Here is a 15,568-nt window from a genome sequence, read left to right as displayed (position 1 = left end):
TCACCGTATGCGGTAGCGTATTCGGTCTTATTTAAGGTGAAGATAATAAATACTTGAGGAGAAAGAAAAATTGTTGAATTAATCTTCTAATTTGAACTATTCGTAGTTAATGATTCAGCTAAAACTAAAGCGTTATAAACATTTACTACGCTTCCTGTTTTGGAAAGTTCATTGAAGGGAATTTTAATGTTGTTATCCAATGAGTCTTTCATAGAAACTTCTATGTTGTATTGGACTCCAGTTTTAAGAAGTATGTCCTTTATTTGATGAGCTTTTAATTTAGGGTAATAGCATTTTATAATGGCAGCTGATTTCGATACAAATGCAGCAGCCTCAGATGTGCCGCTTCCATAAGCGTAATCTTCATTTTTGATGGAAGTAGCAGTGTATATTTCTTCTCCGGGAGCAAAAATATCTACTTCGGTTTTACCATAGTTTGTAGCAGGATGAACAAAGGTGCTGTCTAGAGTGTAATTTGAAGTTCCAATTCTCATAAAGTTATTAGAGATTTCGGTTTTATCTGTTATTGAGTTGTCATTCGGATATCTATATTTTGGTTCAGCATCCAAATCAATACCTACATTGCCAGAAGAAACAACGATCAATACATCTTTAGATTCAGCATATTTAATGGCATCATGTACCCAATCTTCATGAAGAGAAAAGTATTTTCCAGAACTGATGTTAATGATATCGGCACCATTGTCAGCTGCATATCTAATTGCTAGAGCCATATCCTTATCGTTCTCATCTCCCAACCCAGATATAGGCAATGGCATTATTTTTATATGCTTCATTATGTTTTGGAGTGATTCTTCTCCAAAAGGAGAAACGATTACACCTGCCATTTTTGTACCGTGGGTTAGTATTTCGGTATTATGGCTAACATTGTTATTACCATAATCTCTATCATTTAGGTTGTTTACATCATCACCTATAATTGCTCTATCGTCGTAATCGAGATTTAATTGAATATTGATTCTTTTTTCAGCTTTTAACATCATGTTAGCTACGTAAGAATCATCAACATTCTCATCTTGGTACATCTTATGTAATTCAATGACCTCTGCTATCTTAGGGTTTGATGACAAAAGACTATCTAATTTAGTTTCATTGATTTTTTCATTTGGGAAGAAACTACTCAAGGTTGTTTTAGTATTGTAATACAAACTATCCATTTTTTTTACGCCTAATAAATTTTCTTCAGCATATTTCATCCTTTCATTATATACTTTTTGCGCTCTTGGGAGTTGACTAGCCAACTCAGGTCTTAATGGTAATCCCATCTTTTCCGCAATTAAAAATCTGGTAAATTCATAATGCATGAATATGATATTTTCATTTTTAGAATTGCCTATAAAATTCCAGCCATGTATGTCATCAATGTAGCCATTTTGATCATCGTCAATATTATTACCTGCAATCTCATTTGTGTTTTTCCAAGTATTATTTTTTAATGCTTTATGGTCAATTTTAATCGGCATATCTATTACTGCTACGATAACATCAGTTCCCTTCTTATCGGTAAGTAGTTCCTCGGTTGTCCTTAACAAGCTAATGCCAGGTATCGTATCTTTTTCAATATCTCTAATAGCCCAGCTTTTCAGTTGGTTTATAATTCCCTCTTTAGACTTTTTTGAACTTAAAGCAATGGTATGTGAACTATTTATAATCTTAGTATTATTTCTAGTACATGAGAGCGTGAGTAGAGTAAATAAAATAATAGCTGTTATAGTTTTCATAGGCGTAAGTTAAAAATACTATAGCTACTTAAAGTTTCTTCCTATGATAAAAGATGTCATAAAAATTACTTTTAATGCTAATTTGATATGGTGCCAGTTGAAATTGATTATTGGCAGGCTGTTAAGGACATGTAATTAGATTAAGTTATTGTGAAATTTCTTTTACTTAATTGTTTCTAAATTAATCTATTGTAGTCTTTCCTATAAGCTATTTTTTATTTGTTTTCATCATAAAAAAGTGTTTTACAAATCTCTGTAGCACATGTGTTTAAATGATATAAAAGTAAAATCTTTCACTTTTTTACTTAGTGATATATATTATTGGTCACCTTATCTAGCTACCTTTTTGTTTAAGGTTTTTATTATCTGTTCATTGAGTAAAACCAAGAAGCTAAAGGCTGTATAATGTATTTTTTTATACATTTATAATCTATCAAAGTTCCTAATTGACCAGTCGATTCCAATGTCGAAAGAAAAAACTTACATGAACGAATTACTTGTTTCTCAGTTTAAATGTGGAAACAGAAAAGCCTTTCATAAATTGTTTGAGATGTATTGGGAATCCATGTTTTTGAAAGCTAAAAGCACTATTTTTAATGAAGATGTTGCTAAGGATGTTGTTCAAGATATTTGGGTTGAATTGTGGAAAGGTAGAGAAAGTAGAGAAATCAAGAATTTTGAGGCTTATATTTTTAAGGCGGTCAGTTATGGTTGTTTTAAATATTTAAGGGATAATAAATTGAATACTGTACAACTTAGTGTTATTGACTCATTAAAGTTTTGTAGACCCGAAATTGAAAACCAATACGATTTAGAACAAGCCAATATTATTATCACCAATTCTTTAAAAGAATTATCTCCACGTTGTCAAGAAGTTTATCAGTTAAGTAGAGTGGAACATAATACTAATGAAGAAATAGCATTACAATTGGGTATATCTAAACGTTCTGTTGAAAATCAAGTCTCTTTAGCTCTTAAATTAATCAAGCAGAATTTGGGAGTACTACACAAATTACCTTTAATCATCTATCTTTTTTTAGGTTAAAAAATCACGATTATTATTGATTAAAATCATTACTCAATCTAGTTCGTTTAAATTTAAAATGTTAAAAAAAAGTTAAAACAGAACTATTGATGTGAGTTGGCTGGCTTATTTGGTTCATATAATTATAGAGATAAAAATATGCGTGAACACGAATTTCGTGAATTATTGGAAAAATACTTAGATGGTTCGATTTCAGAGGAAGAGAACAACCTTCTAAATAAATTTAATGAAGAAATCTCTTCAGCCAATAAAGATTTTAATTTTAAGAGTGAGTCTAATAAAATAGATATCAAAAATTCTTTGTGGGAGAATATCAGCTCACAAAGTGATTTTAAAGAGAGTAAGACTTATACCTGGAAAATACTAGCGGCGGTTGCTGCAGTGTTTATCGGAGTAATAGGATTTAATTTTATGGACTCCAAAGATCCTACCGCATTTAATATTCCTGAAAATGCCATTACTCTTGAGCTTGAAGATGGGAGCTTAAAGATTATTGAAGAAAATGGAGCTGTTAAAGTTACCGATAAAACCGGGGCTATATTAGGTCAACAAAATGGTAATCAATTAGTTTATTCGGATGATAGTAATGTCGAGGAAGTAGTATTTAATACGCTGACTGTTCCCTTTGGAAGAAAATTCGAATTAAAACTCTCTGACGGTACGATTGCTATGCTCAATGCCGGGTCATCCTTAAAATATCCTGTTAAATTTTTGAAAGGTCAAGATAGAAAAGTTTTTATATCGGGAGAAGCGTATTTAAATGTTGCGAAGGATTCGGCACATCCGTTTATAGTTAATGCCGGAGAATTAAATGTTAGGGTATTGGGAACACAATTCAATATCTCAACATATCCTGAAGATATTACAACAGAAGTAGTATTGGTTGAAGGGTCGGTAAGTATGTCTAGTAAATTGGGGAATAACGAAAGTATAAGTGAAATTTTATTAGAACCTGGTTTCAAAGGTAGTTTTGGTAGAATAACTGGAGAAATGGACAAGAACCAGGTAAATACAGATATGTATACTTCATGGATGAATGGGGAACTCATTTTTCGAGATATGACATTTGATAATATAATCAAGAAGCTTGAAAGACATTATAATGTTTCAATTGTAAACAAGAATAAAGGTATCTCAGCCAAGAGGTTCAATGCTAATTTTGGGAATCAGCCAATTGAAAATGTTCTAGAAGAACTGAAATTTAACTATGGTCTTAGTTTCAAGATTATGGATGATGGGAAAATAATAATAGATTAATTGATAGTAACTATAAATATTTAAAACAAACGCCAGTGAATTAAACAAAACAGTCTAAAAAAGAATACCAAGAAAATAATTACTGACTGCGATTTGTCAAAGACATAAAAAAAATCGGAAAATGCTCGAACATCTCCCGATTAAGTAGTCGTGATTAAGATAATAATAACCACATTTTAACACCTTAAAAGTATGAAAAAACTTCTTAATTACTCAAGAAGGCGATATCCTTTATCTTCTTATTATTTAAAAATGAAAATAAGTACGCTGCTTATATTGGTTGCTTTTTTTAGTCTTCATGCCAATGATAGCTATGCACAACGCACAAAAATATCTCTAGAATTCAATAATATTTCTATAGGCAACCTTTTAGATGAAATTGAAAGTACTACTGAATTTCAGTTTGTATATAAGATAGAGGATGTAGATTTAGGTAGAACAGTATCTATTAAAGTTGAAAATGAAGGAATCGAAAATATTTTGAATAATATATTCAAAAATAGTAGGTCCACTTATAATATCAATAAAAGACGAGTTTATTTAGTAAAGAAAATTCCCTTAGCACCTTCGAATAATTTAAAGGTAAAGACAGTTAACTCTGTGGAACAAGCTACAATAGAAGGAGTCGTTTTCGATTCTAAAGGGCAGCCGTTACCAGGAGCGAGCATTGTTGAAAAAGGAACGACCAACGGAACGCAAACAGATTTTGACGGTAAATTTTCATTAGATGTTCAAGATGACAATGGTGTTTTAGTAATTTCTTATTTAGGGTTTTCTACACGTGAGGTATCCATAGATGGGCAAACTAATATTTCTGTTAAACTAGAGGAAGATGCAGCTGGTTTAGATGAAGTTGTTGTTGTAGGGTATGGAAGTGTAAAGAAAAGTGATTTGACTGGTTCTGTATCATCAGTTAGTTCTGAAGATTTAGTTGCTTTTCCTGTAGTAGATGCTACTCAAGCATTACAGGGTAGAGCAGCGGGTGTTACTGTACAATCTACAAATGGTGCTCCTGGATCCGATTACAGTATCCAAATTCGTGGTAATACATCTATTAACGCGGGTAATGATCCATTAATTGTAGTTGACGGATTTATTGGTGGTATAATGCCTCCATCTGAAGATATTAAGTCTATGGAGATTCTTAAAGATGCTTCATCAACAGCTATTTATGGGGCTAGAGGGGCAAATGGAGTTGTTATTGTAACTACTAAAAGAGGAACGGAAGGGAAACCACAATTTAGTTTTTCATCTTCTTATTCTTCACAGACAGAAATCAATAATTTAGATTTACTAAACGCTGATCAGTTTACCAGCTATATTCAAGAACTATATCCAGATTTTGTTCCTGAACTAACTGGAGCTGGAACAGACTGGCAAGATGAAATTTATAGACCAGGTGATGTTCAAAATTACCAATTATCAGTTTCTGGTGGTACAGATAATTTAAGCTATTATTTATCAGGTGCAATTTTTGACCAACAGGGTGTAATTAAAGATTCTGATTATAAGAGATATTCTATAACTTCTAATTTAGATTTAAAAGTATCTGAGTCAGTAAATATAGGGTCAAGTCTTTTCGCACGTAGAACGAATAGAAACGGAGTTAGAACTCAAGAAGGTGGTGATGCATCTCAAACAGGTGTTGTTTCGGGAGCTTATAAATTTTCTCCTACTCAAGGTCTTGTTGATGAAAATGGCGTTTATTCGTTGAGTGTGGTTGGTTATCCTATTGATAATCCATTTGCAATGGCTACTGAGTACCAGAATGAAGTTGTTAGCGATTTATTTCAAGGTAATGTATATGCTGAAATCGGTATTGCAGATGGCTTAAAATTTAAGTCGACCTTAGGTGTTAAAGCTAATGGATCAAGAACAGGTCAGTATTACCCAACAACTTTAGAACGTGGTAATGGTACTGGTGGTGAAGCAACCTTTATTAATTATAGAAACACAAGTTTAATCAATGAGAATTATTTAAACTATTCTAAGGTGTTTGCCGATATTCATGATATCTCTTTAATGGCAGGTTATTCTTATCAAAAAGATAGAACCGAAATTTCATCAACTATAACTTCAGGTTTTATTTCTGATTCTTTTTCGTTTTGGAATTTAGGTGCGGGTACAAATGCTGCATCTGTTGATTCAGAATTGACAAAATCTACTTTTGAAGCATTCTTCGGTAGATTGAACTATACCTTGAACGATAAGTATTTATTTACGTTCACTGGTCGTTACGAAGGAGCTTCTGTATTCGCAGAAAATAAAAAATATGGGTTTTTTCCTTCTGCAGCTTTTGGTTGGAAAATTTCTGATGAAGAATTTCTAGTCGATTCTAATACTATTAGTTTATTAAAACTTCGTACAAGTTATGGTCAAGTTGGTAACCAGGCTATCAGTCCTTATCAGTCTTTAGCCTCATTTACAGATGTTTTTACAACAGTACAAGGTAATGCGGTAACAGCTTTAAGACCTTCAACGATTTCTAATAACGACCTAACATGGGAAACTACAACTCAAACAAATATTGGTTTGGACTTTGGTATTTTAGGAAATAGATTTGGTTTTACTGCTGATTACTACATAATGGAGACAAACGACCTTTTGTTTAATGTTCCTACTCCAAATTATACTGGTTTTGAAACACAGCTACAAAATATTGGTACGGTACAGAATAAAGGATTTGAATTTGCAGCAAATGCAGCTATTTTTCAAGGCGATTTTAAATGGAAAACATTTGCTAATATTTCATTTAATGATAATGAGATTATTAAACTAGTTGATAACGATACCGAAGGAAATGATATTTACTATTCTTCGGCACCTTTATCTGGAGCGGGAAATACACAGATATTAAGAGAAGGTCTGTCAGTAGGTCAATTTTGGGGTTATGTTTACGATGGTGTTGTTCAAGCAGACGATATTATCCTTGAAGGAGGAGAAGAAGTCGGCGGCGAAAAGTTTAAAGATCTTAATGGAGATGGAGCCTTAACTGATGATGACCGTAGTGTTATTGGAAATCCACACCCAGATTTTACTTGGGGTTGGAACAATGATTTTAGCTTTAAAAATCTAAGCCTTAACATTTTTGTTCAAGGATCAGAAGGCGGTGAAATGATGAATTACACCCTAATGGAATTAGGAGCTTTAAATGGCAGAACCAATGTAACTACCGAGGCGCTTAATAGATGGACACCAACTAATACCGATACAGATATACCACAGGCTCGAATTAGTAGAAGTTATGTTACATCTGACAGATGGATAGATGATAGTAGCTATATCAGAGTAAAAAACATTTCTTTAGGTTATAATTTTCCTGAATCATTATTGTCAAAAATTAAATTATCATCAGCTAGACTATATGTAAGTGGTCAGAATTTAATCACATTTACAGATTATAAAGGCGTTGATCCAGAAGTATCTTATAGTAATTCAAGTAGTAATCTTGGACTGGATTATGGTAGTTATCCAAATGTGAAATCTTACACTTTAGGACTAAGCATCGGGTTTTAGTAATCAACAATAAATAAAAATATAATTATGAAGAATATAATAAAATTTTCTGCACTAGCTATTTTGACATTTGTTGGCTGCGCAGAATTAGATGAAGAACCGATAGGGACATTGAGTCCAGGAGGTTTTTTTAATACTATAGATGATGTAAATGCAATGACAGATGGTACATACGGCTTAATGGCATCTGGAAATTTTTATGGAAGCGGTCTTACCACTCCTTTACAACTGTCAAGCGATATGGTTGATAATGGACTTGAGTTTAGTGATTATACAGAGTTTAGTCCTTTCTTAGTTACACCTACAAATTCATTTGTAAGTGATTTTTGGGCTACGGCATATCAAACTATTGCCACTGCAAATACAGCTATTGATGGTATCAGTCTTTTAGATGATGATATTGATGAGCAAGACAAAAAATTTGCAGAAGGTGAGGCAAGGTTTGTTAGAGGTTTCTTGTATTATCATTTAGTTAGAATTTATGGTAATGTACCATACATTGATAGTCCTGATATCGCTGACCCATTAAGCATAGAACAATCTACTTCAGAAGAAGTATATGTGAAAATTATAGAAGATTTGACATTTGCTTTTGATAATTTAGAAATGGAGCCACGCGGTAGTGTAAGATCAAGACCTTCAAAGGGAACAGCAGCTTCTTATTTGGCTTCTGTTTATATGACGATAGAAGATTGGCAAAATTCGTATGATAAAGCAAAATGGGTGGTAGATAATGCAGGAGCATTGAATTACGCATTGGCAGATGATTTTCAAGATGTGTTTAGAGAAAGTGAACAATGGGCTTCTCAAGAGTATATCTTTTCTATAGATTTTACGGGCAATCAAACTGGTGAGAATCCAAACCCAATTACTTATGAAAATGATAATAAAATTGGACCGTTTAACGGTGTTGAAGGTGGTGTAAAACCTATTAGAGGTTGGAGTATGCTAGTACCTCATATTAATGTTTACAATAGTTGGGATGCCAACGATTATAGACTAAAAGTGAGTATGGCCGATTCATTGATATTGGCTGATGATACAGATATTGTTAGACCATTTTCTGAATTTGAGGTTGCTAGACCCCATATCGCAAAGTTTAATAGATTTCCGGGAGAAGGAAGAACAACTGCTGGTTGGAGATCTGATTTTGATCACGCAGCTTTTAGGTATGCCGAAGTTTTACTTATTGCAGCGGAATCTGCCAATGAATTAGGGCTTGCTTCTGAAGCTATAGGTTATGTAAATCAAATTAGAGGTCGTGCTAGAAATGCAGGAACTATTGATTTTTATGGTAGTGGTTATGACAGTTACGCTCCGTCCATTTATCCTGAAGATGTTATCGCAACCGGTACTGATAATTTGCGAACTATAATTTTGGAGGAAAGGCGTATTGAATTAGCTTTTGAATTTAAAAGATGGTATGATATTGTACGTAGGGATTTAGGAAGCGAAGTTTTTGGTCCTTCAGGATTAGAGCCTCAATCAAATTTTAGTGAGTTTAGATATTTGTGGCCAATACCACAGGGAGAAATAGACAAGAATCAGAATTTTGTTCAGAATCCAGGTTACTAAGAGTTTGTTAGTTTAGTTGTATACGGGCATTCATTCTTAGGAAGAATGCCTTTATACCAATGAACATAAATAAATTTTAGAGTTACTGGTTTTGTATCATTAAACAAAACTAAAATGAAGAAGTATAGTTTATTGTATCTATCAATTGTAATAGTTATTTTTTCTTGTAAAGAGAATTTGCAAGAACAAGGTTCTGAAAAAGAAATAAAATTTTTTCCGGTAGAGGTAAATCATGAGGAGATTCCTTTAGGCGATAATATATATGCAATCGTTGGAGTATCACTTTTTGATGGATTAAGCGAATCTACTATTGAAAATTCTACTGTTATAGTTCGAAATGGTTTAATTGATGAGGTAGGTCCAAAAGAAGAAATTGAAATACCAGAGAATGCTACAGTAATTGAAGGCGATAGTCTTACTCTTATGCCAGGTTTGGTCGATGCGCATTTTCATTATGACCATGTTAAACATTTCCCTACAAAATTTGTTCGTAATGGAGTAACTTCTGTTAGAGATCCAGGGCAATGGATAGAAGCTTTTGATTTTGAACGTGAAACGGGTGATCCTCTTCCTAGATTATTTTTAACAGGTCCACATATAGACATGCCGCCACCATCATGGCCTAAAGATTCTTATATGGTTAGGGATGAAGCCGAAGTAAAAGAGGCTATGGATTATCTTTTTAGTCAGAATGTATCAGCTATTAAAATTTATCAAAACTTACCTCTTGGTTTAATTAAAGAAGTTACGGATATAGCTCATAGTAAAGGGTTACCGGTTACTGCCCATTTAGAAATTACAGATGTAAGACAAGCAGTTTTAGCTGGCTTAGATGGGGTTGAACATATAACATCATTAGGAACAGCATTGGTATCTAAAAGAAAAGCTGAAGCGTTTCGTCAAAAAATGATGGCAGATAATAAGTCACGAATTTCTGGGCGATTAGAAATGTGGAAAGACATTGATGTAAATGGTAAAAAAGCAGATTCTTTGATTAAGTTTTTTGAAGAACATCAAACTTTCTTAACACCAACTTTAGGACCTTATGAGTATATTATTGAGGGAGATAAGACAGATAGTACTGCATTAATTGCTTTTCAGCATATGAATGAATTTATTGGTAGATGTGCAAAAGCTAATGTGAGAATTGCAGTTGGCTCTCACGGACCATGGGTGCCTTATGCTAAAATGGGCTGGTCATATCAACATGAAATGGATTTACTTTCTAAAACAGGTATGGGTAATGGGGCAATTATGAAGGCATCTACTTTAGAGAATGCTAAGTTTTTAAAAATAGACCATCGCCTTGGTAGTATTGAAAAGGGCAAACAAGCAGATTTACTTTTGATTAGTGGTGATCCCACTGAAAATATACGAGATATGTATAACATTGAAAGGGTAATGTTAAATGGCATCTGGCTTGAGTAGTACCAATCTGTTGACAGTATAGTCAAGATTGGTTTATTATAATTGATTTTATCCATAATGAGCACATACTATTTATGTTGACAGCTAAATCTTCTAAGATTTTAGTAGTGACTATTTAGTGACTGGTTGTAATTGATTTTTTTAGTGTAAAATTCTTTTCGCCCCTTTGTTTATAAGGGTTTAGGAGAATATTGATAGGAAAAATTGGTGAAATATAGTTGGCTTTAAATAATAAGATACAAAGAAATGAAATCAAGAATTATTTTTTTCACCACATGTGGTTACATTTTAATATGCACTGTTCTATTAATGCTTTTTTCTTGTAAAGATGATGGCGTTATCGGTTCTCTAACCATTACAGAACCGATAGGTGTGGCTCGTGGTTTGGAATATGTAGAGGTGAAAATACCAATAGATACACATCAACTTAAGAATAATGCTATTTTTTTAAAAGATACTAATGATGGCAATTTAGTAAAAGGACAGATTTTAAATGCGTTAGAAGTATTACTAGATTCTAACCTTGTTCGTTGTTTATTTCCAATACATATTCAATCAAATGAAACCAATATGTATCAGGTTGTTGTTCAAAAAGATGAAGAGACTCTTACGGATTTGAAAGCAGAAGGTGAGTGGTTGAATCTTTTTGTTGAAAATGAATTTTATAAGGCAAATTTAACGGCTAAAAGATCTTCAAAAAATATACCATTGGCCCCAGGGCAAATTACTTCCATTTCTTTAAAAGAATATGATGGAATAAAATTAGAACGACCAGATATTAAAATGCATTGGTCTCCTAGTTTTCAAAAGAAAAACGAGGAGTATAAAACAATGGCGCATTTACATGAATTTGATTCAATTCATATAGACAAAGGACCATATGTTATTTCAATATACCGCTCAGGAAAAGTAAAAGGTTATGAAGAAATTCAACTTAAAGGAGAATATAAGTTTTATGCAGGTCTACCATTTTTTCGGTTTTCTTCAGAAATGACAATGATAGATAGTTTAACTGTGACCATGTTGAGAAATGACGAAATGACGATGAACAAGTTCTTTACGCATGCATTTACCCCGCTTAAAGATGGTAAAGTAAAGACAGTAATCCTCTACGATAAACCACCGTTAATTTCTCATTATACAGTTAAAGAACTTCGTAAGCATCCAATTGATGCAAATGCGAATTGGTTTGGCTTTTATAATGACAGTACCAATTATGGGTTTGGAAGCCTTCGAATTCGATTTGATTATAAAAATTTAGATGGTGCTATGTCACCAATGACCGATGCTCAAACTAAAATATCATACTCTTATAGTGACGGGAGATATTGGGACAGGAGGTTTGTAGATAGTGGCGAATTAAAAGTACCAAAAGGAAGTAGATACTTTGAAGATAATGTGTATTCAGTTTTTAAAGTTGATAGTGAGAACCCATCCAAAGAAATACAGAAGCTTTACAAACAATTGTCTAATCCAGTTCTTGTGCAATACCAACCATCCAAATGAAATCTAAAATACAAAATTTCTTTAAAGCCTTAGGTCCTGGGTTTATAATAGCAGCAGTAGTTCTGGGTCCTGGTAGTATTACGGTTTCTTCTAGAATTGGGGCTACACATGGTTATTCGTTATTGTGGGTAATAGCGTTAGGAGCGATTTCTATGAGTGTTTATACTACTATGAGTGTCCGTTATGGTGTTTTACATGAGAAATCTTTGTTGACTACGATCGCTGAAAAATATGGTAAATGGTTATCAATTGCCATTGGAGTATGTTCATTTTTAGCTGCGTTAAGTTTTCAGTTCGGGAACAACCTTGGGGTTGGAATGGGCATGAAAACACTAACAGGAATCAATGAAGCTGTCTGGCCATTAATATATACTCCATTAGCAATCATACTCGTATTTTATGCTAAAAATTTATATAAGGCACTAGAGCAAATAATGATGGTAATGGTCATCATCCTGATATTGGCATTTATTATCAACCTTATTTTTATAAAACCAGATTTAGAAGCTGCCGCTATGGGTTTTATACCGAGAGCGATTTCTGGTGATGATTTTAATGAAATAGCGGCCCTGGTAGGTACAACCTTTGTTTTACATAATGCATTTTTTCAGGCATACCTCGTACAAGGTAAAGGTTGGAAATTAGTAGATATGCATAAAAGTATTAGAGATACTAAAATAGGTGTATTTCTGCTTGCGTTAATATCGACACTTGTGGTGATTACAGCAGCTGCGACATTAAAACCTAAGGGGATATCAGTGAACTCTGCCGCAGATATGGCTATTCAATTAGAAATGTTACTAGGTAGTTTTGCTAAATATATATTTGGTTTTGGTTTTATGGCTGCAGCATTTTCTTCGCTTGTGGTCAATTCGGTTACTGGTGGTGGGTTGCTGGCAGATAGCATGGGTTTAGGTAGTTCAATGAACCAAAAGATGCCTAAAGTGTTTACGGCTATAATATTATTGGCAGGTATGGTCATTGCCGTCTTTTTTAGAGGTAATGTAATATATGCATTAATAATGGCTCAGGCATCATCAATACTTGGGGTGCCACTTATTGCCATTGGTCTGTTTTTGGTTCTTAATAGCAAGTCTATAATGGGCAAGTATAAGAACAGTATTCTACAAAACATTATGGCGGTTATAGGTTTTATTCTAATTAGTGCTCTTGTCTATTTTATGTACGGAAAACTTATTGGGTATTTAACAATGTAAAGGGCTCTAAAATTTAAACGAAATAATTAATAATAAAGAACGATGAAAAAGACATATCCAGAGGTTTTTAAGAATGAAGAAGAATTAGAAGAAGCCATATCTAGACCAACGCTATCTGTAGTAAATATGATGAAAGAACTTAAAGGAGATATTATCTTCTTAGGTGTTTCTGGAAAAATGGGTATTTCTATGGCTCATATGGCTAAAAAAGCCTGTGACTTGGCAGGTGTTACGAAGAGGATAATTGGCGTTTCTCGTTTTAGTCAAGCAGCGAATAAAGATTATTTAGAATCTCTTGGTATTGAAACGATCGCTGGTGACCTTGTTAATCAGGGTTTTATCAAAGGCCTACCAGATGTTGAAAATGTAATTTACTTGGCAGGTACAAAATTTGGTACACAGGGTAACGAACCTTATACGTGGGTTATGAATTCTTTTATTCCAGGGTTAGTGGTTGAACAATTTAAGAAATCGCGTATCGTAGCTCTTTCTACAGGCTGTGTTTATCCTTTGGTAGATGTTAATTCTGGAGGTTCTTTAGAATCAGATCAAGCACTACCGGTTGGTGAATATGCACAATCATGTTTAGGTAGAGAGCGCTTATTTCAATATGGAAGTATGGAAAACAAGACTCCAATTTCATTGATCAGGCTTAATTATGCTGTTGAAATGAGATATGGGGTTTTAGTAGATATAGCCTTAAAAGTTAAGAATAATAAACCTGTAGATGTTACTATGGGTTATGCCAATGTGATTTGGCAAGGTGATGCCAATGCTTTTATATTAAGGTCATTGTCAATGTGTGAGAGTCCTGCTAAAATACTGAATATTACAGGGCTGGAAACAATATCGGTAAAAGATGTAGCTACTAAATTTGGACAACTAATGCATAAAGAAGTGGTTTTTACAGGAGAGGAAGATGACCTAGCACTTCTTTCAAATTCGTCATTAATTGCAAAAGAAATGGGTGGTCCAGAAGTTTCGACCGATGAGGTAATTAAATGGACTGCTGATTGGGTAAATACAGAAAAGTCAGTTCATGGAAAGCCAACACATTTTGAAGTAAAAGACGGGAAGTATTAAAAAGTATCAAAGGCTTTTTAATAGAGTCTATAGTAGTAAGTAGTTGTAGAACAGATTTCAAAAAAGCATATAGATTGTTAATACCGCTAAGTCAAAAAGCGGTAAAAAATTATAAAGAGTAGATATGAGCATAAATAAATTATCTCCAAAAGCGAAAGAATTAATTCATGAGGGTACCGTAATTCCAGCACATCCTTTGGCATTAAATCAAGATAGAAAGTTAGACGAAAAAAGGCAAAGAGCTTTGTCAAGATACTATTTGGATGCAGGCGTTGGAGGTTTGGCAGTAGGCGTTCATACGACCCAATTTGAAATAAGAAAACCAGATGTAAATCTTTTTAAACCAGTATTAGAATTGGCTAAAGAAGAAATGGATAGCTATACATCGAAAGCAAATAGAACCATTCTTCGTATTGCTGGCGTAATAGGTAAAACCAATCAAGCGATACAAGAAGCTCAGTTAGCATCAGATTTAGGGTATCAAGCTGTTTTGTTGAGTTTGGCTTCATTACCAGATGCATCTAATAAAGATTTGTTGAATCATTGCAGAGAGGTGTCTAAAGTGATACCCATTATAGGTTTTTATATGCAAACTGCTGTGGGTGGGCGTTATTTAGATTTTGATTTTTGGCTAGAGTTTGCAAAAATTGAAAACGTCGTTGCAATTAAGATGGCTCCGTTCAATAGATATCAAACTTTTGATGTAGTTCGTGCTGTTGTGGAGTCTGGTCGGGCAGATCAGATAGCATTATATACGGGTAATGATGATAATATTTTGGTTGATTTAATGACTGAATTTGAAGTACAATCAAATGGTGTGGTCATAAAGAAAAGAATTGTAGGTGGCTTGTTAGGGCATTGGTCAGTTTGGGCAAAAGAGGCTGTAATTCTTTTAGAAAATATCAAGAAAGGTGCTTATTCTACAGACTCGATTAAAATGTTAAGCATGGCAGCTAAAATCACAGATAGTAATGCTGCATTTTTTGATGCTGCAAATAATTTCAAAGGGTGCATTGTGGGTTTGCATGAAGTATTAAGAAGACAAGGGCTTTTAGAAGGTACGTGGACATTAAATGAAAAGGACCATTTAGACCCCTTACAAAAAGCAGAAATAGATAGAATTTATAAGGCTTACCCAGAACTTAATGATGATGATTTTATAGCAGAGAATCTAGAGGGTTGGCTTAAATAAAAAGTGG

General features: G+C 33.6%; 10 protein-coding genes. 9 read left to right on the top strand and 1 reads right to left on the bottom strand.

Going from position 1 to position 15,568, the window contains the following annotated elements; translation table 11 throughout:
• Window positions 1–86: 86 nt before the first annotated feature.
• Window positions 87–1,742: a S8 family serine peptidase gene (locus P177_RS16730; RefSeq protein ID WP_051941892.1), complete on the bottom strand. Its 1,656-nt coding sequence runs from the start codon at window positions 1,740–1,742 to the stop codon at window positions 87–89.
• Between the two features lie 484 nt (window positions 1,743–2,226).
• Between P177_RS16730 and P177_RS16725 the strand changes: the two genes are divergently transcribed.
• The 9 genes from P177_RS16725 to P177_RS16685 all read left to right on the top strand — a co-directional run bounded on the left by P177_RS16725 (window position 2,227) and on the right by P177_RS16685 (window position 15,561).
• Window positions 2,227–2,787 (top strand): sigma-70 family RNA polymerase sigma factor, encoded by a 561-nt coding sequence (locus tag P177_RS16725; RefSeq protein WP_167333124.1) that lies wholly within the window; start codon window positions 2,227–2,229, stop codon window positions 2,785–2,787.
• Window positions 2,788–2,925: 138 nt separating this feature from the next.
• Window positions 2,926–4,044: a FecR family protein gene (locus P177_RS16720; RefSeq protein WP_036158686.1), complete on the top strand. Its 1,119-nt coding sequence runs from the start codon at window positions 2,926–2,928 to the stop codon at window positions 4,042–4,044.
• A gap of 192 nt (window positions 4,045–4,236) precedes the next feature.
• Window positions 4,237–7,560, top strand: coding sequence for a TonB-dependent receptor (locus P177_RS16715; protein ID WP_157486602.1), 3,324 nt, complete (start codon window positions 4,237–4,239; stop codon window positions 7,558–7,560).
• A 27-nt stretch (window positions 7,561–7,587) separates the two neighbouring features.
• On the top strand, window positions 7,588–9,135 hold the full coding sequence (locus P177_RS16710; RefSeq protein WP_036156593.1) for a RagB/SusD family nutrient uptake outer membrane protein: 1,548 nt from the start codon (window positions 7,588–7,590) through the stop codon (window positions 9,133–9,135).
• 114 nt (window positions 9,136–9,249) lie between these two features.
• Entirely contained in the window at window positions 9,250–10,563 is a 1,314-nt protein-coding gene (locus P177_RS16705) for an amidohydrolase family protein (protein ID WP_036156591.1), read from the top strand.
• Between the two features lie 246 nt (window positions 10,564–10,809).
• Complete coding sequence (locus tag P177_RS16700; RefSeq protein WP_157486601.1) at window positions 10,810–12,069, top strand: hypothetical protein; 1,260 nt, start codon at window positions 10,810–10,812, stop codon at window positions 12,067–12,069.
• A complete protein-coding gene (locus P177_RS16695; RefSeq protein WP_036156587.1) occupies window positions 12,066–13,286 on the top strand; it encodes an Nramp family divalent metal transporter in 1,221 nt (406 codons plus the stop codon). Before P177_RS16700 ends, P177_RS16695 begins: the two co-directional genes overlap by 4 nt.
• A gap of 42 nt (window positions 13,287–13,328) precedes the next feature.
• Window positions 13,329–14,369, top strand: a complete 1,041-nt coding sequence (locus P177_RS16690; RefSeq protein WP_051941890.1) for an NAD-dependent epimerase/dehydratase family protein — start codon at window positions 13,329–13,331, stop codon at window positions 14,367–14,369.
• A 124-nt stretch (window positions 14,370–14,493) separates the two neighbouring features.
• A complete protein-coding gene (locus P177_RS16685; RefSeq protein ID WP_036156586.1) occupies window positions 14,494–15,561 on the top strand; it encodes a dihydrodipicolinate synthase family protein in 1,068 nt (355 codons plus the stop codon).
• The last annotated feature ends 7 nt before the right edge of the window (window positions 15,562–15,568 follow it).

Source organism: Maribacter forsetii DSM 18668 (assembly GCF_000744105.1).
Classification (GTDB): domain Bacteria; phylum Bacteroidota; class Bacteroidia; order Flavobacteriales; family Flavobacteriaceae; genus Maribacter; species Maribacter forsetii.
This window is presented reverse-complemented; position numbering and strand designations above follow the sequence as displayed.